We start from the raw sequence: 22896 nt of genomic DNA on the forward strand, positions 1-22896 counted from the left end.
GGTTCTCCTGCGCGGGGCTACCGAAGTTGGGCGCGGCGGCGGGTGAGGTAGGCGATCTCGCCGGTGTTGCCGGCCAGCTCGATGGCCCGGTCGTAGGCCGCGCGTGAGTGCCGACTTCGGCCCAGCCGGCGCAGCAGGTCGGCGCGGGTGGCGTGGTAGGCGTGATAGCCGGCCAGCGCCTCGGCGAGGCGGTCGACGATGGCCAGCGCCACCTCCGGCCCGTCGAGCTCGGCCACGGCGATGGCCCGGTTGAGTGCGATGATCGGCGAGGGGTCGAGGCGGACGAGCTGATCGTAGAGGGCCAGGACCTGCGACCAGTCGGTGTCGCGGATGTCACGGGCGGAGGTGTGCACGGCGTTGATCGCCGCGAGGATCTGGTAGCGACCCGGAGCCGCCCCCGCGGCGGCGGCGAGGAGGCGCTCACGCACCAGCCGGTGACCCTCGGCGATCAGCGCCGCGTCCCAGGCCCCGCGGTCCTGCTCGTGGAGGGCGACCAGTTCGCCGCCGGCCGAGATCCGGGCGGGGCGGCGCGCCTCGGTGAGCAGCATCAGCGCCAGCAGCCCGGCCACTTCTCCGTCCTGCGGCAGCAGCGCGCGGATCAGGCGGGTGAGCCGGATCGCCTCGCAGGTCAAATCGTGTCGTACCGGATCGGTGTCAGGGCCGCTGGCCAGGTAGCCCTCGTTGAACACCAGGAACAGCACGGCCAGGACGCCGGAGACACGCGCCGGCAGATCGTCGGCGGCCGGCATCCGGTAGGGGATGCCGGCCGCCTTGATCTTGGCCTTGGCGCGGGTGATGCGCTGTTCCATGGTGGCCGGCCGCACCAGGAAGGCACGGGCGATCTCGGGCACGGTCAGACCGCCGACCATGCGCAGCGTCAACGCCACGCGCGCTTCCACCGCCAGCGCCGGATGACAGCAGATGAAGATCAGCCGGAGCCGGTCGTCGTCGATGGCGCCAAGCGGCTCGGCTGGGATGTCGTCGTGCAGCATCTGAGCCTCCTTGTGCTTGTCGTCGCGTTTGCTCTCCCGCCGGATCCGGTCGATGGCCTTGCGGTTGGCGGTGGTGGTCAGCCACGCGCCCGGGTTGGGGGGAGGCCCGTCGGCCCGCCACCGCTCGACGGCGGTCGTGAACGCCTCGGCCGCCGCCTCCTCGGCGATGTCGAGGTCACCGAAGCGCCTGGTCAGGGAGGCCACCACCCGCGCCCATTCGTCGTGGTGGGCCCGGGTGATCGCCTTCTCCACGTCGCTCACTGGAACGGTCGCACCTCGAGTTTGCGATCGCAGACCTTCGAGGCTTCGGCGGCGAGCTTGAGTGCCACATCCAGATCGGGGGCCTCCCACACCCACACGCCGGCGAGGTACTCCTTGGACTCCAGGAAAGGCCCGTCGCTGAACACCGCCTGCTCGTCGCGGTTGTCGACGACCGTGGCCGCGCCCGGGTCCGCGAGTCCGCCCGAGAAGACCCAGTAGCCCTCGGCGATCAGTCGCTCGTTGAACGCGCTGATGGCGGGCTGCCTGTCGGTGCTGCCGGGATCGCTCTTGTCGTCGATCACGGAAACCAGGTATCGCATCTGCAGATCATCTCCTGTGGTGTCAAGACGGCGTGGTCCGGCGGTCAGGGACTTCAGGTCGTCGCATACCGCGGGCGCCCGGCCGGCCGGTAGATCTGAATGGTCACGCCCCCCGAGTCGACCCGCGACTCCAGGAGGTCGAGCGCGAGATCCGGACCGGTCATCGGGAACAGTCTCGCGCCCTGGCCGAGGATCACGGGGACCACGATCAAGATCATCTCGTCGACCAGGTCGTTCTCCAGCAACCACCGGGTCAGGATGCCACTGCCGTGCACCTGCAGCTCGCCCCCGGGCTTGGCCTTCAGCTCACCGATGGCCGCCGCGAGGTCACCGCGTAGAACGGTCGTGTTGGCCCAACGCGGCGCGGTGAGCGTGGTCGAGGCGACGTACTTGGGGGCCTGGTTCAAGGCCACGCCGATGGGATGTGCGCGCGTCCGGCCGATCGATTCCCAGGAGGTGAACAACTCGTAGGTGCGCCGGCCGAACAGGAACGCCTCGGCGCGCTGGTAGGTCTGCGTGATGAACGTCCTGGTGTCGTCGTCACCCGCCCCCCGGGCCCATCCGCCGAGCTCGAATCCGTTCCTGCGATCCTCATCCGACGCGCCGCCGTTTCCCTGCGTCACTCCATCGATGGTGATCTGGGTCACGGTCGTCAGCTTCATGGTCGCGGTTCCTTCGCCTTGGCGCCGCCCCTTGCGGGTGGCCTCACCTGTGCCACGAACACCACCGCCCCGATCCGACACCGCCTCCCGGACTTTCTTCGAGCAACTTCCCGGACGCCGGACGCCGGACGCCGGACGCCGGTCGCCCAAGGCGACAGGGTCAGGCCGACAGGGCGCGGCCGTCGCCGGCGGCCTCCTGCTCGGCGCAGGCGGCGGCCAGCTCGTCCAGCGACACCCCAAGGGCGGTGGCCAGGGCGACCACGGTGAAGAACGCCGGGGTCGGCGCCCGGCCGGTCTCGATCTTGCGGAGCGTCTCGGCCGACACCCCGGCCGCCGCGGCGACCTCGACCATGCTGCGCTCGCCGCGGGCCCGGCGCAGCAGAGCGCCGAACCGCTCTCCGCGCCGCCGTTCCCAGGGGGCCAAAGGAGTCCTCACCATGACCGTGATACTAATACCGGTATAAGTATTGGCGCGCATCGGGGCGCCCGCGACACGGGAGCGGTAGGGATGGTCGAGATCAAAAGCGACAAGGACCTGGACGGGATGCGGGAGGCCGGGCGCGTGGTGGCCCGCGCGCTGGCCGCCGTCCGCGAGGCGGCGGCCGTCGGGGTGTCCCTGCGGGAGCTGGACCAGGCGGCGCGCGCGGTGCTGGAGGAGGCCGGGGCCCGCTCGCCGTTCCTCGGATACCGTCCCTCCTTCGCGCCCACGCCGTTCCCCGCCGTCATCTGCACCTCGGTCAACGACGCGCTCGTGCACGGCATCCCCACCGGTTACCGTCTGCGCGACGGCGACCTGGTCAGCATCGACTGCGGCGCCGAACTGGACGGCTGGACCGGCGACGCCGCGATCAGCTTCACCGTCGGCACCCCGCGCCCGGCCGACCTGCGGCTGATCGAGGCCACCGGGCGGGCCCTGGCGGCCGGCATCGCCGCGGCCGTCCCGGGCAACCGCGTCGGCGACATCTCCCACGCCATCGGCGCCGTCGCCGGCGCGGCCGGCTGCGGCATGCCCGCCGACTTCGGCGGACACGGCATCGGCCGGCGCATGCACGAGGACCCCCACGTGCCCAACCGGGGGCGTCCCGGCCGCGGCTATCCCCTGCGCCACGGGCTGGCCCTGGCCATCGAGCCCATGCTCATGGCCGGCGGGCGCGACGCCTACCGCACCGCCTCCGACGGGTGGACCCTGCGCACCCTGGACGGCAGCCGCGCGGCGCACATCGAGCACACCGTCGCCGTCACCGACCAGGGCCCGCGCATCCTCACCCTCCTTTGACCCAGGGGCGCCGCGCCGCGGCCCCCGCGGCCGGGGCGGGCTCAGGCCCGTCCGCGCCGCCGCCAGGCCAGGCCGCAGATCACGGCGGCGCCGACGGCCAGGTGCACGCCGATCAGCCGCAGCGTGCTCGCCACGCCGACGGCCTGGCCGAGCGGCCCGGCCAGCGACAGCAGCAGCACGGCCACCGCGACGACGGTGAAGACCAGGCGCGGCCGCGCGGTGAACCGTTCCAGCACCGCCAGCAGCGCCCAGGCGGCCAGCCCGGCCGCCAGGCCCGCCGCCGCCGCCGCGCCCGGCCCGACCCGCTGGACGGCGTCCCCGGCGCGGACGGTGAGGTCCACGCCGGACGCCGGGCCGGCCAGCGCCCACGCCGCCACGGCCGTGAGGGTGGCGCCGGCGACGCTGAGCAGGGCCCGGCGGGCGCTCGTACGGCCTTCGCGCGTGGACCCGGCGCGGGCGGGGGTGGTCTGAGTGGACACGTGCGTCCCCTCTCGGGCGGGCGGACCGCCGTCCCGCGCGCCACCGGATGGTGGGCGCCGCGGCCGGCCCGCCTGTTGTTCTGAACGCCAGCCTGGCCGCCCGCGCCCTGTTCCCGCCTCGGCCGCCCGGCCACGGCGACCACCACCGCGGCAGGGGGGCGGCTACGACTTTGGTAGGTGCCGCCGCCGGGGTGGGCGCGGTTAGCCTGGCCGGGTGGAACAGCACGAGTTCGACTGCCGGCCGCAGGCCCTCTCCGGCCGCTCCGCGGTCGCCGCGGTGGCCGGGGTGCTCGCGGCCATGGGCGCGCTGGTGGCGCTGACGATCTGGGCCCGCGCCGGCACGGCGGCGCTGGTGCCCGCGCTGGACCTCACCGCCGGGGTGATCGGCTGGGCGCTGTCGCCGGTCCTGCTGTGGCGGCCGGTGGCCGGCGCGGCGGTGCTCACCGCGCTGGCGGCGCTGTCACCGGCGGCCACCCCGCCGGCCACGCTGAGCGCCCTGCAGGTGGCCAGGCGGCGCCCGTTCCCCCTGGCCGCCGCCGTCGCCGCCGCCGGCATCGCCGCGCACGCCGTCCAAGGGCTGTGGCGCCCGAGCGGCGGCATCTCCTACCTGTGGTGGCTGGTGCTGGTCGCCGCCGCCTACGGCGCCCTCACCGGCTGGGGCGCCACGGCCCGGGCGCGTGCCCTGCTGGTGGCCTCGCTGCGCGAGCGGGCGGCGCGCGCCGAGGCCGAGCAGGGCCGCCGGGTGGCCGAAGCCCGCATGCTCGAGCGCACCCGCGTGGCCCGCGAGATGCACGACGTGCTCGCCCACCGGCTGTCGCTGCTGGCCACCTACGCCGGGGCGCTCGAGTACCGGCCCGACTCCCCACCCGAGCGGCTCGCCCACGCCGCCGGCGTGGTCCGCGCCGGGGTCCACCAGGCGCTGGAGGAGCTGCGCCAGGTGATCGGCCTGCTGCGCGAGGACGACGACGGCGGCCAGGAGGGCGCCGGCGGGCGACCACAGCCCGCGCTGGGCGACGTGCCCCGCCTGGTGGAGGAGTCCCGCGACGCCGGCGAGCTGGTGCGCGTGCGCGACGGGGTGCAGGAGCCGGGCGCCCTGCCCGCCGCCACCGCGCGCACCGCCTACCGGGTCGTCCAGGAAGGGCTGACCAACGCCCGCAAGCACGCCACCGGGCGCCCCGTCCAGGTGGTCCTGGAGGGCCGGCCCGGCGAGCGGCTGGTCATCGACATCAGCAACCCGCTGCCGCGCGGGGCGGCCGGACCGCCGCTGACGCCGGGCACCGGCACCGGGCTGGTCGGGCTGACCGAGCGGGTGCACCTGGCGGGCGGCCGGCTGGACCACCAGGTCACCGCCGGCGGGGAGTTCCGGCTGCACGCGTGGCTGCCGTGGCCGGCGTGACCCGCCCGCTGCGCGTCCTGATCGTCGACGACGACGCGCTGGTGCGCGCCGGGCTGTCGATGATGCTCGACGGCATCCACGGCATCACCGTGGTCGGCGAGGCCGCGGACGGCGCGCAGGTGCCGGCCGCCGCCGACGCGCACGCCCCCGACGTGGTGCTGATGGACCTGCGCATGCCGAACGTGGACGGCATCGCCGCCACCCGCGCGCTGCGCCGCCGCCCGCGCCCGCCGGAGGTCATCGTGCTGACCACCTTCGACACCGACGAGAACATCCTGCACGCGCTGCGCGCCGGGGCCGGCGGCTTCCTGCTCAAGGACACCCCGCCCGCGCAGATCGTCCAGGCCGTGCTCCAGGTCGCCGCCGGGGAGCCCATCCTGTCGCCGCGCGTCACCCGGCGGCTCATGGACCGAGTGGCCACCCAGGCCGGGGCCTACCAGCGGGCCCGTACCGCGCTGGCCGCCCTGAGCCCCCGTGAGCAGGACGTGGTCCTGGCCGTCGCGCGCGGAAGCGCCAACGCCGAGATCGCCGCCGAGCTGCTGATGAGCGTGGCCACGGTCAAGGCGCACGTCTCCAGCGTCCTTGCCAAGCTCGGCCTGGACAACCGCACCCAGATCGCGCTGCTCGCCCACGACGCCGGACTGGCCTGAGCCCGCGGCGGGCCGCCCGGTAGGGCCGACCCGGCGGACCGCGCCGCCCGGCCGATGTGCTGGACTGGTATCAGGGCTGTCCATGCGTCCATCGGGGCCGTCCATGCGTCCGCTGCACCAATGGCCGATCACCACGCGCCTGACGCTTCTCGCCGGCGTCGCGGCGGCGGTGCTGTGCGTGCTGAGCGCCACGGTGCTGATGGTCGCGATCCACCGCCTGGCCACCCAGTACCTCACCGAGGAGGTCGCCGCGGCGACCGAGCGCGTGGTCTACCAGGTCGAACGGCACGAGCTGCACAACCCAATCGCCCACAGCCAGATCCGCGACATCCAGGTCGTGGACCCACAGGGCAGGATCGCCGCCGCGAGCCGGGAACTGCAGGGCGCGCCGCGCATCGCGACCTTCGTCCCCGAAGGGGCCAGGAACATGGCCACGCAGATCATCTGCGACCGCGGCCTCGCCCGCGACGGGTGTGACATCGTGGTCGCGCAGGAGGCCTACCGCGACGGCAAGGACATGATCGTCTACAGTGCCGCGCCCGCCGTCCCGCCCTTGGTCCACTCCGAGCTGGCCATGACCATGGCCGGCGGCGTGGTCGTCTTCACCACGCTCATCACCTACGGCACCTACCGGACCGTCCGCGGCTCGCTGCAGCCGGTGGACGCCATCCGCGCCGAACTCGACGAGATCAACGCCATGTCCCTGGACCGCAGGGTGCCCTCGCCCCCGCAGCGCGACCAGATCCGCGACCTGGCCGACAGCGTCAACCACACCCTGGAGCGGCTGCAGGAGGCGCTGGAGCGGCAGCGCCGGTTCGCCTCCGACGTCTCCCACGACCTGCGCAGCCCCGTCACCGCCATGCGCGTGCAGGTGGAGGAGGCCATGATGGGGCCCGAAGAGGGCATCGACGAGGTCACCGGCAAGAACCTGCTGGGCAACCTGGACCGCCTGCAGGCCATCATCGCCGACCTGCTGGTTCTGGCCCGCCTGGACGCCGCGACGCAGGGCGCCCGCGACCTGGTCGACCTGGCCGAACTGGTCCTCGGCGAGGTGCGCGCCCGCCACCCCTCGGCCATCCGGATCGACTGCGACCTTCGGCCCGGCGTGGTGGTGCTGGGCGATCGGCTGCGGCTCACCAGGTTGCTGTCCAACCTGCTGACCAACGCCGAACGGCACGCCGAGTCCACGATCACCGTCACGGTGGCGCGAAGTGGCGGCGGACCGGGCTCGCAGGGCGGCGAGGCGACGCTTTCGGTGGTGGACGACGGCGCGGGAATCCCGGCCGGCAGCCGCGAGAGCGTCTTCCAGCGGTTCGTACGCCTGAGCGAGGGCCGCCGCAGGGATCCGGGCGGCACGGGCCTGGGCCTGCCCATCGCCCGGCAGATCGCCGAGATGAGCGGCGGCACCCTGACCATCGAGGACAGCCCGCGCGGCGCCCGCCTGGTCCTGCGTCTGCCCGCCGCCGCACCGCCCCGCTGAACGGCGCCCCGTACGCCCCGTACGCCCCGTACGCCCCGTACGCCCCGTACGCCCCGTACGCCCCGTACGCCCCGCAGCGCCGCAGCGCCGCACGCCCCAGCGTCCCGGCGCCCGTGCTGCGGAAGAGCACGGGCGCGGCGTGCGCGGCCTGCGGGGGTCAGTGCTGCCAGCTCCAGTCGCGGACCTCGGGCAGGTCCTCGCCGTACTCGCGGGTGTGCGCGCGGGCCCGCGTCCGGGCGTCGGCCATCTCCTGCCGCAGGTGGCCGCAGCGCTCCGACAGGCCCGGGACGCGGTCGATGACGTCCATCACCAGGTGGTAGCGGTCGATGTCGTTCATCATCGCCATGTCGAAGGGCGTGGTGGTGGTGCCCTCCTCCTTGTAGCCGCGCACGTGCAGGTGGGGGTGCCCGTGGCGCCGGTAGGTCAGCCGGTGGATCAGCCACGGGTAGCCGTGGAAGTTGAAGATGACCGGCTTGTCGGCGGTGAACAGCGCGTCGTAGGCGGTGTCGGTCAGGCCGTGGGGGTGCTCGGTGTCCGGCTGCAGCCGCATCAGGTCCACCACGTTCACCACCCGCACCCTCAGGTCGGGCAGGTGGCGGCGCAGCAGGTCGGCGGCGGCCAGCGTCTCCAGGGTCGGCACGTCCCCGGCGCAGGCCAGCACCACGTCCGGTTCGGCGCCCTGGTCGGTGGAGGCCCACGGCAGGATGCCGAGGCCGCGGGTGCAGTGCAGGATCGCCTCCTCCATCGGCATCAGGTCCAGCACCGGCTGCTTGCCGGCGACCACGACGTTGACGTAGTCGCGTGAGCGCAGGCAGTGGTCGGCGACCGACAGCAGCGTGTTGGCGTCCGGCGGCAGGTAGACGCGCACCACCGTGGCCTTCTTGTTGACCACCACGTCCAGGAAGCCGGGGTCCTGGTGGCTGAAGCCGTTGTGGTCCTGGCGCCAGACGTGCGAGCTGAGCAGGTAGTTCAGCGAGGCGACCGGCCTGCGCCAGGGGATCTTGCGGCAGGCCTCCAGCCACTTGGCGTGCTGGTTGAACATGGCGTCGATGATGTGGATGAACGCCTCGTAGGAGGTGAACAGCCCGTGGCGGCCGGTGAGCAGGTAACCCTCCAGCCAGCCCTGGCACAGGTGCTCGCTCAGCACCTCCATCACCCGGCCCTCGGGAGACAGGTGCTCGTCGGTGGGCAGCCGCTCGGCCTCCCACACCCGGCCGGTCACCTCGAACGCCGCGCCCAGCCGGTTGGAGGCCACCTCGTCGGGGCCGAGCAGGCGGAAGTTGGCGGGGTTGGCGGCGATGATGTCGCGCACCAGCGCGCCCAGCACCCGCGTCGGCTCGCTGGCCGCGGTGGCCGGCGCCTTGACCTCGACGGCGTAGTCGCGGAAGTCGGGCAGTCTGAGCGGCTGGAGCAGCTCGCCGCCGTTGGCGTGGGGGTTGGCGCTCATGCGGCGCGGCCCCTCGGGCACCGTGGCGAGCACCTCGGCCACCGGGCGGCCGCGCTCGTCGAACAGCTCCTCGGGGTGGTAGGAGCGCATCCACTCCTCCAGCGCGGCCAGCTTGCCGGGGTCGTCGCGGACCGCCGACAGCGGCACCTGGTGGGCGCGCCAGGTGCCCTCCACCGGCAGCCCGTCGACCTGCTTGGGGCCGGTCCAGCCTTTGGGCGTGCGCAGGATGATCATGGGCCAGCGGCCGCCGCCGCCGGCCTTGACCTCGGCGATCTGGTCGAACACCGTGTCCAGCGTCTCGGCCATGAGCCGGTGCATGACCGCCGGGTCGTCACCGGCCACGATGTGCGGGCGGTAGCCGTACCCCTCCATGAGCTTGACCAGCTCCGGCTCGGGGATGCGCGACAGCACCGTCGGATTGGCGATCTTGTAGCCGTTGAGGTGCAGGATCGGCAGGACCGCCCCGTCCCGCGCCGGGTTGACGAACTTGTTGGAGTGCCAGCTGGCGGCCAGCGGGCCCGTCTCGGCCTCGCCGTCGCCGACGACGCACGCCACCACCAGGCCGGGATTGTCGAAGGCGGCGCCGTAAGCGTGGGCCAGAGAGTAGCCGAGCTCGCCACCCTCGTGGATGGAGCCGGGCGTCTCGGGCGCCACATGGCTCGGGATGCCGCCGGGGAAGGAGAACTGGCGGAACAGCCGGCGCATCCCGTCCCGGTCCTGGGAGACCTCGGGGTAGACCTGCGAGTAGCTGCCCTCCAGCCAGGCGTGCGCGACCGCGGCCGGGCCGCCGTGCCCGGGACCGGCGATGTAGATCATGTCCTGGTCACGCCCTGTGATCACCCGGTTCAGGTGGGCGAAGACGAAGTTCAGTCCAGGGGTGGTGCCCCAGTGGCCGAGCAGGCGGGGTTTGACGTGCTCGGGCAGCAGCGGCTCGCCGAGCAACGGGTTGTCCAGCAGATAGATCTGCCCGACCGACAGGTAGTTGGCGGCACGCCAGAAAGCATCGACTCGCTCAAGCTCGTTCATGGATACGAGCGTTCCCGCTGCGGGCGGGCTATTCCAGAGACCTTGGTCCCTTTCCCGGGGGCCGCCCGGCCGTGGCACGCGGAACCGCCGCCGGCACCACGGGCGCCTGTCCGGTGGCGCGCCGCCCGAAAAAGGTGTTGCGGGAATGTCGGGGCGCTTGGCTAGGGTTCTTGCTCGTGTCGGAACAACCTCTGATCTACGCGCGTGGCCTGGTGAAACGCTTCGGCGCCTTCACCGCGGTGGACGGCATCGACCTGTCTGTGGCCCCCGGCGAGGCGTTCGGGTTCCTCGGCCCCAACGGCGCGGGCAAGTCCTCCACGATGCGCATGATCGGCTGCGTGTCGATGCCCACCGGCGGCGAGCTGAGCATCCTCGGCATGGATCCGGTCCGCGACGGCACCCGCATCCGCGCCCGGCTCGGCGTCTGCCCCCAGCTGGACAACCTCGACTTCGACCTGAGCGTGCGCGAGAACCTCACCGTCTACGCCCGCTACTTCGGCCTCGGCCGGCAGGAGGCCCGCCGCCGGGCCGACGCGCTGCTGGAGTTCGTCCAGCTGTCCGACCGCGCCGGCAGCAAGGTCGAACCGCTGTCGGGCGGCATGAAGCGGCGCCTGACCATCGCCCGCGCCATGGTCAACGAACCTGACATCATCCTGCTCGACGAGCCCACCACCGGCCTTGACCCCCAGGCCCGCCACCTGCTGTGGGAGCGGCTGTTCCAGCTCAAGCGGCGCGGCACCACCCTGGTGCTCACCACCCACTACATGGACGAGGCCGAGCAGCTGTGCGACCGGCTGGTCGTCATGGACGGCGGCCGCATCGTCGCCGAGGGTTCACCCCGCTCCCTGATCCAGACCTACTCCACCCCCGAGGTGGTCGAGCTGCGCTTCGGCGACGAGCGGCCCGCCGACCTGGCCGCCAAGCTGGCCGGCATCGGCCGGCGGGTCGACCCGCTGCCCGACCGCCTGCTGGTGTACGCCGAGGACGGCGACGCCGCCGTCGCCGAGGTGCACCGGCGCGGGCTGAATCCCTCCAGCGTGCTGGCGCGCCGCTCCACCCTGGAGGACGTCTTCCTGCACCTCACCGGCCGGACGCTGGTCGACTGATGATCCCGTTCGCCGACCAGGTCTCGGCCCGCTCGACCCTCGCGGTCCTGGAGCGCGCCCTGACCCTCTACCGCCGGGTGTGGACCGCCTCGGCGTTCTCCTCCTTCGGGTTGCCGGTGCTGTTCCTGCTCAGCATCGGCCTGGGCGTCGGGGGATACATCGGCGGCATCGGCGGCGTGGACTACCTGTCGTGGATCGTCCCGGGAGTACTCGCCTCCACCGCCTTCCAGATGTCGGTCGGCGAGTCCACCTACCCCGTCCTCGGCGACTTCAAGTGGAGCCGCGCCTATCACGCCATGCGGGCCACGCCGGTCCAGGTCGGCGACATGGTGTGCGGGTGGCTGCTGTACATCCTGCTCAGGGCCGAGATCGCGGTGGTGGTGTTCCTCGGCGTCACCTCGTTGTTCGGCGCGCTGCGCTCGCCGTGGGCGCTGGCCGCGCCGCTGGTGTGCGGGCTGGTCGCCCTGGCCTCGGCCGCGCCCACGATGGCCTTCGCCGCCACCATCGACCACGACAGCTACTTCGCGCTGCTGTTCCGCTTCGTGATGATCCCCGCCGCGCTGTTCAGCGGCGTCTTCTTCCCCGTCGAGCAGTTGCCCGCCCTCGCCCGGCCGGTGGCCTACCTGTCCCCGTTGTGGCACGGCGTCGAGCTCAGCCGCGCGGCCACCCTGGGCACGGCCCCGCCCTGGCCGGTCGCGGCGCACCTGGCCTACCTGCTGGTGTTCACCGCGGCGGGCACGCTGTGGGCCTTCCACGCCTTCCGCAAGCGACTTCAGGACTGACACATGGTGACCACGATGATCGCCGCCCGGGTCGCCCCCGGCCGGGTCGGCGCGGTGATCGGCCGCAACCTCGGGGCGCTGCGCTCGGGCCCGTCCTACTGGCTGGTGCTGCTGTCGGGGTTCTTCGAGCCGCTGCTGTACCTGCTGTCCATCGGCGTCGGCGTGGGAGCGCTGGTCGGCGACCTGCCGGTGGGCGGGCGGTCGCTGCCCTACGCCGCCTACGTCGCCCCTGCCATGCTGGCGGTGGCGGCGATGTCGGGCGCGCTGGCCGAGACCACGTTCAACTTCTTCCACAAGATGAAGTACCAGAAGACCTTCGACGCCATCCTGGCCACGCCGGTGCGGCCGTTCGAGCTCGCCCTCGGCGAGCTCGGCTGGGCCATGCTCCGCGGCTCGCTGTACACCGGGGTGTTCGTGCTCATCATGGCGGCGCTCGGGCTGGCCGCGCCGCTGTGGGCGCTGGCCGCCTTCCCCGCCACGATCCTGGTCGGGCTGGCGTTCGGCGCGGTCGGCATGGCGGTCAGCACGCTGATGCGCGGCTGGCAGGATTTCGACCTGATGTCCACCGGGCAGTTCGCCCTGTTCCTGTTCTCCGGCACCTTCTCCCCCGTCGGCGACTACCCGCCGGTCCTGCAGGTGCTGGTCCAGCTCACCCCGCTGTACCACGCGGTCGAGCTGGTACGGGGCCTTGCCATCGGCGACCCGCACTGGGGCCTGCTCGGGCACGCCGCCTACCTGCTGGCCATGGTCGCCGGCGGCCTGTGGCTGGCCGCCCGCCGCCTGCACCGCATCCTGTGCCTGTGACCGTCGGTTCGTCAGGACTCGAGGCCGGTCGCTCCTTCGCCACTCGAAACGTCGAACGGCACGGAAACCTGGTCGTGCGCGATCGACCAGTCGCCGTCGAGCTTCCGGAAGCAGAAAGTGACCCGGACCCACATGCCGCTCGTCGCCGTCCCGTTCTTCAGCGTGCCGCCAAGCCGACCGAAGCCATGCCCGAATGCCACGTCATCGCCCACGGTGACCGTCAGGTCGCGAACCTCATAAGTCAGATCCTGGAAGAACGTGAACACCTTCGTCCAGTTCGCCAGTTTCGCCGCTATCCCTACATGCTGCAGCGGGGGCTCGACGTCGAAGGAGACGACGTCCGTCGTGTACAGCGGCCTCAGGGCCTCCAGATCCTTGGCTCGGAGTCCTTGGACCATCTTGTCGACCTGCTGCCTGATCTCGGCTTCGTCCATCTGGCGTCGTGTGGGCATCGCTCCTCCATTCCTGGTGGTCACGGGGACGTGATCACCTGTGTGGCGGAGGCCGGCCGCCCTGGACGCGGGCCTCCCTTGGGCCAGATCAAGGAGCCCGGCCTGCGGGCCTCGCGGCGAATCTTCCACACCCCGAGCTTGCAGGTCAGCTCCTTGTACGCCGCGCCGACGCGGCCTCCGAGATAGACGTTCACCGAGGTGTCGTCTTTGCGGGCGAGCTGCCGCATGGCGGCGCGCCGGCCGAGGCTGACGCACGCCCCGGTGAGGGCCAGGTCGATCACCGCCGGTTCGGTTCCCGCGACACGGCTCAGCACCGTGTCGGCGGCCTGGGCCCCGAGCGGCCCGGCGGCCTGGCAGCTCATCCGCAGCGGTCGGCCGGATGGGGCGGCGGCGTCTCCGGCCGCGACGATGCGCTCGTCGTCGACGCTGGTCAGCGTCTCGTCGGTGAGCAGCCGGCCGAGCTCGTCGGTGCGCAGCCCGCTCGCGGCCGCCAGCTCCGGCACACCGAAACCGGCCGTCCAGATGGTCAGTGCGCTCGCACGCACCGCACCTTGGGCAGAACCGCCGGTGACAACGACCGTGCCCGGCCGCACCTCGCTCACCTCCGTGGCCTCCAGCACGGCGACACCGTGCCGGGTCAGCCACTTGGCGATGTATCGGCGACCCGGCGCGCTCATCGAGGGCGCCAGGAGCCCACCACACACCAGCGTGACCCCGCGTCCCTGTTCGGCCAGTTCGGCGGCCGTTTCGATGCCGGTCAGCCCGCCGCCGACCACGGTGACCGGAGCATCGGCAGGCAACTCCTCCAGCTTGGCGCGTAGCCGCTGCGCGGACTCCAACGCGGCGACGGAGACAGCGAATTCGGCCGCGCCGGGCACCGACGACGGAATCGCGCCAGTGCTGCCGACCGCGTAGATGACGTAGTCGTAGTCCAGCGCGCGGCCCGACGCCAGCCGCACCGTGCGGGCGGCGGTGTCGATGCGCGTGGCGCTGTCGAGGACCAGCCGGATCCCCTCACCCAGCAGCGTGCCGTAGTCCACCGTGGCCTCGCCGGTGCCGGCCACGAACTGGTGCAGCCGGACGCGATCGACGAACTCCGGACGGGGATTGACCAAAGTGACCTCGACGTCGGCGCGCATCCGCAGATGGTTGGCCGCGAGTGTTCCGGCGTAACCGCCGCCGATGACGACGACCTTGCAGGGGGGCTCGTGTTCGGGCCTGATCATGACGGGTCTTCCCTTCTCGATCTCAACTCACCGGTCCGACACCGCAACCGCCCGGAATGTGAGGCGAGATGTGAGGCGACGCGCCGACCTCACAGTTCACTACGTTGTCTTGTCGAACCGGTGAGGGCAGAGCCGACCGAGGGAGTCAGTGACACGATGGCCGCCAGACCATGACCACCCCATCCGAGCCAGGAGACGGCCTGCCCGATCCGGGCGTGAGCGCGATCATGAACGAACGACGCCAGCTGATCAATCTCGCCTACCGGCTCCTCGGCTCCCTGGCCGACGCCGAAGATGTCGTCCAGGAGACCTACATCCGCTGGTACGCCATGTCCCGGCAGCAGCAGGACGCCATCGCATCCCCCGGCGCCTGGCTGACCAAGGTCGCCAGCCGCATCTGCCTCAACATGCTCTCTTCGGCACGGGCCCGGCGAGAGACCTATGTAGGCGAATGGATCCCCGAGCCACTCCCCGAACCCACGGAATGGATCAACGGCCGCTCCGACGGCATCACCGTCGACCCGGCCGACAGGGTGACCCTGGATGAGTCGGTCAATATGGCCTTCCTGGTCGTGCTCGAATCGATGACCCCGGCCGAGCGCGTCGCGTTCATCCTGCACGACGTCTTCCGCTACTCCTTCGCCGAAGTCGCCGACATCCTCGGCCGGACCCCGGCGGCCTGCCGTCAGCTGGCCTCCTCCGCCCGCCGCCGCATCCACGCCGCGCACGCTCCCGCGCCCCCCACCGCCCAGCAGGCCCGCATCATCAGAGACTTCAAGCAGGCATGGGAGGACAAGGACATCGACGCCCTCATCGACCTTCTCGACCCCGACGCCACAGTGGTCGCCGACAGCGGCGGCCTCGCCAGTGCCATGCTCCGTCCCATCGAAGGCGCCGAGCCGATCGCGCGCTCGCTGGTCAATCTCGCCGGCAGGCTGCGCGACATGACGATCTTGGAGCGTACGGTCAACGGCCAGCCCGGGCTGGTGGCGCAGCGAGATGGCGTCACCGTGACGGTGTACGCCTTCGAGGTCACAGGCGACCGGATCAGGCACATCTGGGGTGTACGCAACCCCGGCAAGCTGCGGCCCTGGGCGGCAGGCCCAGATGACCGGCAGACCCCGAAACAGCGAACGGTGCCCGCGCGATGAAAGACGGAGCCCGCCTCGAACGAGGCGTCCATTTCGAACGCGAGCCGGCCACCGCAGCCTGACGTGCGGGGCTGAACTGAGACACCTGAGAGAGGCGGCGATGGACCAAGGCACCCGCGGCGAGCTCATCAGCCGGCTGGCCGAGGCGATCGGGTCCGTCACGGCCGCGCACCCGCTGCGGGTCGCCATCGACGGGCCGCCCGCCGCCGGCAAGACCACGCTGGCCGACGAGCTCGCCGTCGTCCTGCGCGCGCAGGACCGCGACGTCATTCGCGCGAGCATCGACGACTTCCTCTTCCCCCGTGCCCACCGCTACCGACGCGGCCGGTACTCGGCCGAAGGCTGCTACTTCGACGCCCACGACCACGCCGCGCTGTGCCGGGTCCTGCTCGATCCGCTGGGCCCAGGCGGAAACCGAAGGTTCCAGCACGCGGTCTACGACAAAGACACCGACACCCCATCGTCCCCGCCGGCCACGACCGCCCCCGCGGAGGCCGTACTGCTCTTCGACGGCGTCTTCCTCCTGCGCCCAGAACTCATCGACCGGTGGGACCTGCGCATCTTCGTGTCCGTCCCATTCGAGCAGACGGTGGATCGCGCCCGGGACCGGAGCACGGCGCTGACCGGATCCACCGCCGACACCGCCGACACCGCCGACACCGCCGACACCGCCGAAATCGAACGGTCCTGGCGCAACCGCTATATCCCCTCCCAACAGCTCTACTTCGCCACAGCCCGCCCGACCGACCACGCCGACATCGTCGTGTACAACGATCAGCTCCAACGGCCGGCCTGGGAAGTCCGGCCACACTCATCGATACACAGGATCTGACGATCGCGGGCCCGGCCGCCGGAGAACCGCGCCCACTCCCGAGCGTCCGCCCGCCGGACCCACTGACGTCTCCTGTGCCGTACTGACATCTGCGAGCGACTCGGACATCGCCTGGCTCCTCCCGCGCTGTTGACGAATCAAATGAACGATCTTTTAATTCACTTATGGGGCGTATCGCGGGGGTGACCGCGGCCGAGACGCGGGAACGGCTGCTGCTCGCGGCCGCCGAGGTGTTCGCCGAGCGCGGGTACGACGGCACGCGCGTGGCCGACATCGCCGCCGCGGCCGGAGTGAGCAACGGCGCGCTGTACGCCCACTTCGGCTCCAAGGCCGAGCTGCTGGTCGCCGCGCTTCGGGCGCACGGCCGGCAGATGCTGGCCAGCCTGCTGGCCGCAGAACCGGGTCGCTCGGCCACCGACCTGCTGCTGGTCATCGGCCGCTGGCTGCCACGCCGCCGGCCCGCCGACGGCCACCTCATCGTCGAGGCGCTGGTCGCGGCCCGCCGCGACGCCGACGTCGCCCGACCGATGCGCGACTACATCGGCGAGCGGGCCGACTGGATCGCCGGGCTGGTCGGCGCCGCCCAGCGCGAGGGCGAGCTGGACCCCGCGCTGTCGCCCGAGGCGCTGGCCCACTTCTGCCTGCTGCTGTCCATGGGAAGCGCGCTCATCACCCCCGCCCTGCACGCCGTCGACCCCGCCGACTGGTCGGCGCTGCTCACCCGCGTCGCCGGCGCCCTCGCCCCACCGGCCACACCATCGACCACAGACCGGAGCACTCCGCAGTGAGAGTACGAATCGACCCCCAGCGCTGCCAGGGACACGGCCGCTGCTACGACCTGGCCCCCGCCCTGTTCACCGAGGACGAGGAGGGCTACGGGCACGTCGCCGGCGACGGCCTGGTGCCGGCCGGCGAGGAGCCCGCGGCGCGCCTGGCCGCGGCCAACTGCCCCGAGCGGGCCATCGGTACCGGCGCGGAGGCGTGAGATGACCGTCGACGACCGGTTCAGCCAGGACTTCCGCGGGACACGTCCCGACGCGCCCCTCGGCACGCGCAGCGAGATCGTCACCGGACCGGTCACCGACTGGGCCAGCGACTTCTCCCACCTTGAGCCCGAATGGGCGGCCGACCCCTACCCCATCCAGGACGACCTGCGGCAGCGGTGCCCCATCGCGCACACCGGCCGCTTCGGCGGCGGCTGGCTGCCGACCCGCTATGAGGACGTCGCGGCGATCGCCTACGACACCGACCACTTCTCCTCCCGCTCGATCATCATGAGCAACTTCCGGCCGCCCCTGGAGGCGGCCCCCGTCGGGGGCAGCCCGCCGATCTCCTCCGACCCGCCCTTCCACCACGACGCGCGCAAACTGCTGCTGCCGGCCTTCACCAAGACCGCGGTCGCCAAGCGGGAGGCGGCCACCAGGGCGCTGTGCCACGCGCTCATCGACGGCTTGGAGGGGCAGCGGGTCGTCGACGCCGCCCGCGACTACGCCCAGCACATCCCGATGCGGGTCATCGCCGACATGCTCGGGTTTCCCCAGGAGGACGGCCCGCGGTTCCGCGAGTTCATCGAGAACGCGCTCGAAGGGGTCAACCTGCCGCCCGAGGAGCGCACGGCGCGGATGGGCCTGCTGTTCGACTACCTGCTCGCCCAGATCCGCGACCACCTGGACCACCCGCGCGAGGACCTCACGACCTACCTCATCAACGCCGAGCTGTACGGTAGCAAGCTGCAGCCCGCCCATGTGGCCGGCACGATGGCGCTGCTGCTCATCGCCGGCATCGACACCACCTGGAGCGCGATCGGCGCCTCGCTGTGGCACCTGGCCAGGACGCCGCGCGACCGCGAGCGGCTGGTCGCCGAGCCCGCCCTGCTGCCCACCGCGATGGAGGAGTTCCTGCGGGCCTACGCCCCGGTCACGATGGCCAGGCTGGTCAAGCAGGACATGCACTGGAACGGCGTCGACATGAGGGCCGAGGACTGGATCCTGCTGTCGTTCCCCGCCGCCAACCGCGACCCCGCGCAGTTCGACCGCGCGGACGAGGTCGTCATCGACCGGCAGGTCAACCGGCACGCCGCGTTCGGCCTCGGCGTGCACCGCTGCGTCGGCTCCCACCTGGCGCGCATGGAGCTGCGGGTGGCGCTGGAGGTGTGGCTGGAGCGGGTGCCGCGGTTCGCCCTGGCCGACCCGTCGGCGGTGACCTGGGCCGCCGGGCAGGTCCGCGGGCCGCGGACGCTCCCGCTGCGCATCGGCTGACCTTCCCGCACCGCCCGGCGCGCCCTCATGCTTGATCGCCGGCCGGGGGACGTGGCAGCGTCGGGGTGACAGGCGCCGGCGGGCGGCGCGGGAAGGACGCACGGCATGGATCACCACAAGCTCGCTGAACGGTTCTCGGCTCTGACCACCGCCCACATCGCCGACGCCTGCCTGCGCGCCCGGGTGCCCGTGCGGTGCGCCCCGGCGGCGGTGGGCCCCGTGACGCCCGGCGACCGGCTGTGCGGGCGCGTCCTGCCCGCCCGGCACGCCGGCAGCGTCGACGTCTTCCTGGAGGCCTTCCAGCGGGCCGAGCCCGGCGAGGTGCTGGTGGTGGACAACGGCGGTCGGATGGACGAGGCGTGCGTCGGCGACCTGGTCGTGCTGGAGGCCGCGGCCGCCGGGGTGAGCGGGGTCGTGATCTGGGGCCTGCATCGCGACACCGCCGACATCCGGGCCATCGGGCTGCCGGTGTTCAGCCTGGGCGCGATCTCCACCGGGCCGCTGCGGCTGGACCCCCTGCCGCAGGACGCCCTGAGCGCGGCCACGGTGGGCGAGCTGACGGTGACCGCGGCCGAGCTGGCCCTGGGCGACGACGACGGCGTGCTGTTCGTCCCGGCCGACCGCGCCGAGGACCTGCTCACCCTCGCCGAGGGCATCCGCGACACCGAGCGCCGCCAGGCCGAGCGCATCAGGGCGGGGGTCTCGCTGCGCGAGCAGGTGCGGTTCGCGGACTACCTCGCCCGGCGCCGGCAGACGCCCGCGCTGACCTTCCGCGAGCACCTGCGCGCCATCGGCGGGGCCATCGAGGAATGAGCACCGATGAGCGCCCGATGAGCGCCCGCCGCGGCGATCGGCTCGCCCGGAGCTGCGGATCACTTGCCACGGGTATCGAATACGTGTTCCACTGTAGGTCATGCGTTTCGACGCCCTTCCCCTTGTCGAGCACCCCGTCCAGACGCGCCCGCGCATCGAACGGCGCGCGGTCCGCCGGGCCGAGGGTGAGACGACCTTCTACGAGGTGCCGGCGCGCACGATCATCGACCGGGTGCCCGAGGCCGCCGGGCTCGGCCTGTCGTTCGCCGTCAGCCCCTACCGCGGCTGCGCCCACGCCTGCCTGTACTGCGGGGCCCGCCGCTCCCACCGCTACCTCGGCCTGGACGGCGAGCGCGACTTCGGCTCGGCGATCGTGGTCAAGACCGACGCGGCCCGGCGGCTGCGGGCCGAGCTGGCCTCTCCCCGGTGGGCCGGCGAGACGGTGGGCATCGGCCTGAGCGGCGACTGCTACCAGGACGCCGAGCGGGTCTACCGGCTGATGCCGGGCATCCTGGCGTCGCTGCGCGACGCGGGCAACCCGTTCCACGTCATGACCAAGAGCACGCTGGTCCTGCGCGACGCCGAGCTGATCGCCCAGGCCGCCGAGGTGGCCGAGGTGCAGACGCGGGTGTCGATCGGCTTCGTCGACGACCGGCTGCGCCGCGTGGTGGAGCCCGGCGCGCCGAGCGCGCAGAAACGCCTGGAGCTGTGCGCCGAGCTCGTCGAGCGGGGGGTGCCCTGCGGGGTGCTGATGGCCCCGATCCTGCCGTGCCTGACCGACTCGGAGGACCAGCTGCGCGCCGTGGTGCGCCGCGTCGCCGAGGCCGGCGCCGTCAGCCTCACTCCCATGGTGCTGCGCCTGCCCTCCGGCTCGCGCGAGTGGTACCTGCGGTGGCTGGCCGAGGAGCATCCGCGCCTGCTGCCCCGCTACGAGGAGCTGTACGGCGCGGGGCCGGTCGCCGCCGAGGACTACCGCCTGCGCGTGGAGGGCCGGGTCGCCGAGCTGGCCCGCCTGTACGGTATCGGCGCCCGCCGCCTCCCCTGGCAGCCCCGCCGCACCGTCGACCGCCAGCTCGCCCTGCTGTAGCGCTTCCCCCCAGGTCACTGCCGGCCGGGACGGAGCAGGTTCGCCGCCCGTCTTCGCCGGCTCACGGGGTCCTTAGTTGCGATTTTTTGAAATTCTATATAATGGCAAGCCGTGTGATGCCCGTCGAGGAGGAGGCGATGCCGGGTGGGACGTGGCCGGGCCAAAGCCAAGCAGGTGAAGGTCGCTCGTGCGTTGAAGTACAGCGCTGGAGGTGATCTGGATTCGCTGCGGCGGGAGTTGGGCGTCGATGTGACCCCTGCCGCACGTGCGGAGCCGGACGGCGGCGTGAGCGAAGCGGACCTGGACCAGGACCAGGACCGCGGAGTCCAAGGCGGGGCCGGGTGATGCCGGTCCCGCTGTACCAGGCCAAGGCCGAGCTGTTCAAGACACTCGGCCATCCGCTGCGCATCCGGGTGCTGGAACTGTTGTGCGAGGGACCCAAGCAGGTCCGGGAGCTGCTGACCGCCATCGAGGTGGAGGCGCCGAATCTGTCGCAGCAACTGGGGGTGCTGCGCCGGGCGGGTCTGGTGACCGCGCGGCGGGACGGGACGACCGTGGTGTACGAGTTGGCCGGAGCGGATGTGTCGGAGATGATGCGGGCGGCTCGCCGGATCCTCACCGAACTGCTGGCAGACCAGCATGAACTGCTCGCCGAGCTGGAACAGACGACGTGAACCTGCGGGAGGTGCTGCGCCGGCTGCCGGATCTGCTGCCCGGACGGTCCGACTGGGTCGCCGCGCGCCGCTCCCCGGGCCGGGACCTGGTGGCCGGGCTGATCGTCGCGGTGGTGGCGCTGCCGCTGGCGCTGGCGTTCGGGGTCTCCTCCGGGCTCGGCGCCCAGGCCGGCCTGGTGACCGCGATCGTCGCCGGAGCGCTCGCGGCCGTGTTCGGCGGCAGCAATCTGCAGGTGTCCGGTCCGACCGGCGCGATGACCGTCGTGCTCGTCCCGATCGTGCACCTCTACGGCTCCGGTGGAGTGCTGATGGTCGGCCTGATGGCCGGGCTGGTACTGCTGGCCTTGTCCGCGCTGCGAGTGGGGCGGTTCGCCCGGTTTCTGCCGACGTCGGTGACCGAGGGGTTCACCGCCGGTATCGCGGTGGTCATCGCGCTGCAGCAGATCCCCGCGGCGCTCGGCGTGGCGGCCCCGGACGGCGAGAAGGTGTGGCAGGTCGCGGCCTCGGCCCTGGCGCGCTTCGCCGCTCATCCGACCTGGGTCGCGCCCGTCATGGCGCTGGCGGTGGCCGCTTTGATGCTGACCGGCGCCCGGCTGCGGCCGGGTGTCCCGTTCTCCCTTCTCGGGGTCGCGGCCGCGACGCTGGGTGCTCAGGTGTTCTCGCTCGACGTCGCCCGGATCGGGGCCTTGCCGGCCGGGCTGCCCGCCCCGTCGCTGGGCTTCTTCGATCCCGGCATGGTGGGAACGCTCCTGCCGTCCGCGCTGGCGGTGGCCGCCCTGGCCGCGCTGGAGAGCCTGCTGTGCGCCACCGTCGCCGACGCGATGAGCGTCGGCGAGAGACACGACCCCGACCGGGAACTGTTCGGGCAGGGCATCGCCAACCTGGCCGCGCCCGTCCTGGGCGGCGTTCCGGCGACCGCCGCGATCGCCCGCACCGCGGTCAACGTCCGCGCCGGGGCCCGGTCCCGGCTGGCCGCGCTCACCCACGCCGCCGTCCTCGCCGGCATTGTGCTCGCCGCCGGCCCCTTGGTCGGCCGGATCCCGCTCGCGGCGCTCGCCGGGGTGCTGCTGGCCACCACCGTCCGCATGGTCGAGGTCGGCTCCTTGCGCGCGCTGGCCCGCGCGACCCGCGGCGACGCCGTCGTGCTCGCCCTCACCTTCATCGTGACCGTCGTGTTCGACCTCATCACCGCGGTCGCCGTGGGTCTTGGCCTGGCCGTCGTGCTCGCGCTTCGCGCGGTCGCCCGGACCTCCCGGCTCGATCAGGTCCCGCTGGACGCGGGTGACCACAGCGCGGAGGAACAACGGCTGCTGAGCGAGCACATCGTCGCCTACCGGTTCGACGGGCCGCTGTTCTTCGCCGCCGCCCACCGCTTCCTGCTGGAGCTGTCCGAAGTCGCCGACGTCCGCGTGGTGATCTTGCGGATGTCCCGCATCACCACCTTGGACGCCACCGGTGCCCATATCCTCGGCGACGCGATCACCCGCATGGAGCGCCGTGGCATCACCGTCTTGGTCTCCGGCATCAAACCCGGGCACACTCAGGTCCTGGTCGCCCTCGGCGTCGCCGACCACCTCCACCGCGACGGCCTGGTCTTCCCCGACACCCCCACCGCCATCGCCCATGCCCGCACCCTCCTGCACCACCACGGGCTGCTCCCGGCCGCCACCCCGCAGGCGGCGTCCGCGGCGACCGTGCACCGGCGCGGATGACCGGTGGATC

25 protein-coding genes are annotated in these 22896 nt (G+C 72.5%); 17 read left to right on the forward strand and 8 right to left on the reverse strand.

The features are described from left to right. Nucleotides 1-17: 17 nt before the first annotated feature. The 4 genes from ABZT47_RS30175 to ABZT47_RS30190 form a co-directional block, all read right to left on the reverse strand. Nucleotides 18-1253, reverse strand: coding sequence for a sigma-70 family RNA polymerase sigma factor (locus ABZT47_RS30175; protein ID WP_354849445.1), 1236 nt, complete (start codon nt 1251-1253; stop codon nt 18-20). After that, nucleotides 1250-1573, reverse strand: coding sequence for a YciI family protein (locus tag ABZT47_RS30180; protein WP_354849447.1), 324 nt, complete (start codon nt 1571-1573; stop codon nt 1250-1252). The genes ABZT47_RS30175 and ABZT47_RS30180 overlap by 4 nt, the downstream gene beginning before the upstream one ends. Nucleotides 1574-1626: 53 nt before the next feature. Then, nucleotides 1627-2235, reverse strand: coding sequence for a dihydrofolate reductase family protein (locus ABZT47_RS30185; RefSeq protein WP_354849450.1), 609 nt, complete (start codon nt 2233-2235; stop codon nt 1627-1629). A 160-nt stretch (nt 2236-2395) separates the two neighbouring features. After that, on the reverse strand, nt 2396-2674 hold the full coding sequence (locus ABZT47_RS30190; protein WP_354849452.1) for a helix-turn-helix transcriptional regulator: 279 nt from the start codon (nt 2672-2674) through the stop codon (nt 2396-2398). 69 nt (nt 2675-2743) lie between these two features. On the opposite strand from ABZT47_RS30190, the gene map reads away from it, so the two are divergent. After that, complete coding sequence (map, locus tag ABZT47_RS30195; protein ID WP_354849455.1) at nt 2744-3511, forward strand: type I methionyl aminopeptidase; 768 nt, start codon at nt 2744-2746, stop codon at nt 3509-3511. Between the two features lie 41 nt (nt 3512-3552). Here the strand turns inward: map and ABZT47_RS30200 are convergent, their stop codons facing one another. Further along, nucleotides 3553-3990 carry a DUF6069 family protein gene (locus tag ABZT47_RS30200; protein WP_354849458.1) on the reverse strand — a complete coding sequence of 146 codons (438 nt, stop codon included), beginning with the start codon at nt 3988-3990 and terminating at the stop codon, nt 3553-3555. A gap of 214 nt (nt 3991-4204) precedes the next feature. On the opposite strand from ABZT47_RS30200, the gene ABZT47_RS30205 reads away from it, so the two are divergent. The 3 genes from ABZT47_RS30205 (at nt 4205) to ABZT47_RS30215 (ending at nt 7516) form a co-directional block, all read left to right on the forward strand. Continuing rightward, nucleotides 4205-5386 (forward strand): histidine kinase, encoded by a 1182-nt coding sequence (locus tag ABZT47_RS30205; protein WP_354849461.1) that lies wholly within the window; start codon nt 4205-4207, stop codon nt 5384-5386. Further along, nucleotides 5374-6036, forward strand: a complete 663-nt coding sequence (locus tag ABZT47_RS30210; RefSeq protein ID WP_354849630.1) for a response regulator transcription factor — start codon at nt 5374-5376, stop codon at nt 6034-6036. Before ABZT47_RS30205 ends, ABZT47_RS30210 begins: the two co-directional genes overlap by 13 nt. A 103-nt stretch (nt 6037-6139) precedes the next feature. Beyond that, nucleotides 6140-7516, forward strand: a complete 1377-nt coding sequence (locus ABZT47_RS30215) for a HAMP domain-containing sensor histidine kinase (protein ID WP_354849464.1) — start codon at nt 6140-6142, stop codon at nt 7514-7516. 157 nt (nt 7517-7673) lie between these two features. Here ABZT47_RS30215 and ABZT47_RS30220 read toward each other — a convergent pair whose 3' ends face one another. After that, entirely contained in the window at nt 7674-9989 is a 2316-nt protein-coding gene (locus tag ABZT47_RS30220) for a phosphoketolase family protein (protein ID WP_354849467.1), read from the reverse strand. 176 nt (nt 9990-10165) lie between these two features. On the opposite strand from ABZT47_RS30220, the gene ABZT47_RS30225 reads away from it, so the two are divergent. The 3 genes from ABZT47_RS30225 to ABZT47_RS30235 are packed head-to-tail and all read left to right on the forward strand — an operon-like array spanning nt 10166 to nt 12681. Then, nucleotides 10166-11095 carry an ATP-binding cassette domain-containing protein gene (locus ABZT47_RS30225; RefSeq protein WP_354849469.1) on the forward strand — a complete coding sequence of 310 codons (930 nt, stop codon included), beginning with the start codon at nt 10166-10168 and terminating at the stop codon, nt 11093-11095. Then, a complete protein-coding gene (locus tag ABZT47_RS30230) occupies nt 11095-11877 on the forward strand; it encodes an ABC transporter permease (protein WP_354849472.1) in 783 nt (260 codons plus the stop codon). Before ABZT47_RS30225 ends, ABZT47_RS30230 begins: the two co-directional genes overlap by 1 nt. Nucleotides 11878-11880: 3 nt before the next feature. Continuing rightward, the gene (locus tag ABZT47_RS30235; RefSeq protein WP_354849474.1) at nt 11881-12681 is read left to right on the forward strand and encodes an ABC transporter permease; all 801 of its coding nucleotides are present in this window, start codon (nt 11881-11883) and stop codon (nt 12679-12681) included. 11 nt (nt 12682-12692) lie between these two features. On the opposite strand, the gene ABZT47_RS30240 is transcribed toward ABZT47_RS30235, so the two are convergent. Then, nucleotides 12693-13133 (reverse strand): nuclear transport factor 2 family protein, encoded by a 441-nt coding sequence (locus ABZT47_RS30240; protein ID WP_354849477.1) that lies wholly within the window; start codon nt 13131-13133, stop codon nt 12693-12695. Between the two features lie 20 nt (nt 13134-13153). Then, the gene (locus ABZT47_RS30245) at nt 13154-14359 is read right to left on the reverse strand and encodes an FAD-dependent oxidoreductase (RefSeq protein WP_354849480.1); all 1206 of its coding nucleotides are present in this window, start codon (nt 14357-14359) and stop codon (nt 13154-13156) included. Nucleotides 14360-14529: 170 nt separating this feature from the next. Here ABZT47_RS30245 and sigJ point away from each other — a divergent pair, with 170 nt between their 5' ends. The 10 genes from sigJ to ABZT47_RS30295 all read left to right on the forward strand — a co-directional run bounded on the left by sigJ (nt 14530) and on the right by ABZT47_RS30295 (nt 22886). Next, nucleotides 14530-15510, forward strand: a complete 981-nt coding sequence (gene sigJ / locus ABZT47_RS30250) for an RNA polymerase sigma factor SigJ (protein ID WP_354849482.1) — start codon at nt 14530-14532, stop codon at nt 15508-15510. 100 nt (nt 15511-15610) lie between these two features. Further along, the gene (locus ABZT47_RS30255) at nt 15611-16342 is read left to right on the forward strand and encodes a cytidylate kinase family protein (RefSeq protein WP_354849485.1); all 732 of its coding nucleotides are present in this window, start codon (nt 15611-15613) and stop codon (nt 16340-16342) included. A 164-nt stretch (nt 16343-16506) separates the two neighbouring features. Further along, nucleotides 16507-17130: a helix-turn-helix domain-containing protein gene (locus tag ABZT47_RS30260; protein WP_354849488.1), complete on the forward strand. Its 624-nt coding sequence runs from the start codon at nt 16507-16509 to the stop codon at nt 17128-17130. Continuing rightward, complete coding sequence (locus ABZT47_RS30265) at nt 17127-17327, forward strand: ferredoxin (protein WP_354849491.1); 201 nt, start codon at nt 17127-17129, stop codon at nt 17325-17327. The genes ABZT47_RS30260 and ABZT47_RS30265 overlap by 4 nt, the downstream gene beginning before the upstream one ends. Before the next feature lies 1 nt (nt 17328). Next, entirely contained in the window at nt 17329-18600 is a 1272-nt protein-coding gene (locus tag ABZT47_RS30270; RefSeq protein ID WP_354849494.1) for a cytochrome P450, read from the forward strand. Between the two features lie 105 nt (nt 18601-18705). Beyond that, nucleotides 18706-19413: an RraA family protein gene (locus ABZT47_RS30275; protein ID WP_354849496.1), complete on the forward strand. Its 708-nt coding sequence runs from the start codon at nt 18706-18708 to the stop codon at nt 19411-19413. A gap of 100 nt (nt 19414-19513) precedes the next feature. After that, nucleotides 19514-20500, forward strand: coding sequence for a radical SAM protein (locus ABZT47_RS30280; RefSeq protein ID WP_354849499.1), 987 nt, complete (start codon nt 19514-19516; stop codon nt 20498-20500). Between the two features lie 144 nt (nt 20501-20644). Continuing rightward, entirely contained in the window at nt 20645-20845 is a 201-nt protein-coding gene (locus tag ABZT47_RS30285) for a DUF3073 family protein (protein WP_354849502.1), read from the forward strand. Beyond that, entirely contained in the window at nt 20845-21174 is a 330-nt protein-coding gene (locus ABZT47_RS30290) for a metalloregulator ArsR/SmtB family transcription factor (RefSeq protein ID WP_354849505.1), read from the forward strand. Before ABZT47_RS30285 ends, ABZT47_RS30290 begins: the two co-directional genes overlap by 1 nt. After that, nucleotides 21171-22886: a SulP family inorganic anion transporter gene (locus tag ABZT47_RS30295; protein ID WP_354849508.1), complete on the forward strand. Its 1716-nt coding sequence runs from the start codon at nt 21171-21173 to the stop codon at nt 22884-22886. Before ABZT47_RS30290 ends, ABZT47_RS30295 begins: the two co-directional genes overlap by 4 nt. Nucleotides 22887-22896 lie beyond the last annotated feature (10 nt).

The organism is Sphaerisporangium sp. NPDC005289, from assembly GCF_040607455.1.
Taxonomy (GTDB): Bacteria; Actinomycetota; Actinomycetes; order Streptosporangiales; family Streptosporangiaceae; genus Sphaerisporangium; species Sphaerisporangium rhizosphaerae.

Coding starts and splice junctions, on each gene's coding strand:
- ABZT47_RS30180 (WP_354849447.1), bottom strand. CDS start 1,573: ATGCGATACCTGGTTTCCGTGATCGACGACAAGAGCGATCCCGGCAGC.
- ABZT47_RS30185 (WP_354849450.1), bottom strand. CDS start 2,235: ATGAAGCTGACGACCGTGACCCAGATCACCATCGATGGAGTGACGCAG.
- ABZT47_RS30190 (WP_354849452.1), bottom strand. CDS start 2,674: ATGGTGAGGACTCCTTTGGCCCCCTGGGAACGGCGGCGCGGAGAGCGG.
- map (WP_354849455.1), top strand. CDS start 2,744: ATGGTCGAGATCAAAAGCGACAAGGACCTGGACGGGATGCGGGAGGCC.
- ABZT47_RS30215 (WP_354849464.1), top strand. CDS start 6,140: ATGCGTCCGCTGCACCAATGGCCGATCACCACGCGCCTGACGCTTCTC.
- ABZT47_RS30220 (WP_354849467.1), bottom strand. CDS start 9,989: ATGAACGAGCTTGAGCGAGTCGATGCTTTCTGGCGTGCCGCCAACTAC.
- ABZT47_RS30230 (WP_354849472.1), top strand. CDS start 11,095: ATGATCCCGTTCGCCGACCAGGTCTCGGCCCGCTCGACCCTCGCGGTC.
- ABZT47_RS30235 (WP_354849474.1), top strand. CDS start 11,881: ATGGTGACCACGATGATCGCCGCCCGGGTCGCCCCCGGCCGGGTCGGC.
- ABZT47_RS30240 (WP_354849477.1), bottom strand. CDS start 13,133: ATGCCCACACGACGCCAGATGGACGAAGCCGAGATCAGGCAGCAGGTC.
- ABZT47_RS30245 (WP_354849480.1), bottom strand. CDS start 14,359: ATGATCAGGCCCGAACACGAGCCCCCCTGCAAGGTCGTCGTCATCGGC.
- sigJ (WP_354849482.1), top strand. CDS start 14,530: ATGACCACCCCATCCGAGCCAGGAGACGGCCTGCCCGATCCGGGCGTG.
- ABZT47_RS30255 (WP_354849485.1), top strand. CDS start 15,611: ATGGACCAAGGCACCCGCGGCGAGCTCATCAGCCGGCTGGCCGAGGCG.
- ABZT47_RS30260 (WP_354849488.1), top strand. CDS start 16,507: ATGGGGCGTATCGCGGGGGTGACCGCGGCCGAGACGCGGGAACGGCTG.
- ABZT47_RS30270 (WP_354849494.1), top strand. CDS start 17,329: ATGACCGTCGACGACCGGTTCAGCCAGGACTTCCGCGGGACACGTCCC.
- ABZT47_RS30275 (WP_354849496.1), top strand. CDS start 18,706: ATGGATCACCACAAGCTCGCTGAACGGTTCTCGGCTCTGACCACCGCC.
- ABZT47_RS30280 (WP_354849499.1), top strand. CDS start 19,514: ATGCGTTTCGACGCCCTTCCCCTTGTCGAGCACCCCGTCCAGACGCGC.
- ABZT47_RS30290 (WP_354849505.1), top strand. CDS start 20,845: ATGCCGGTCCCGCTGTACCAGGCCAAGGCCGAGCTGTTCAAGACACTC.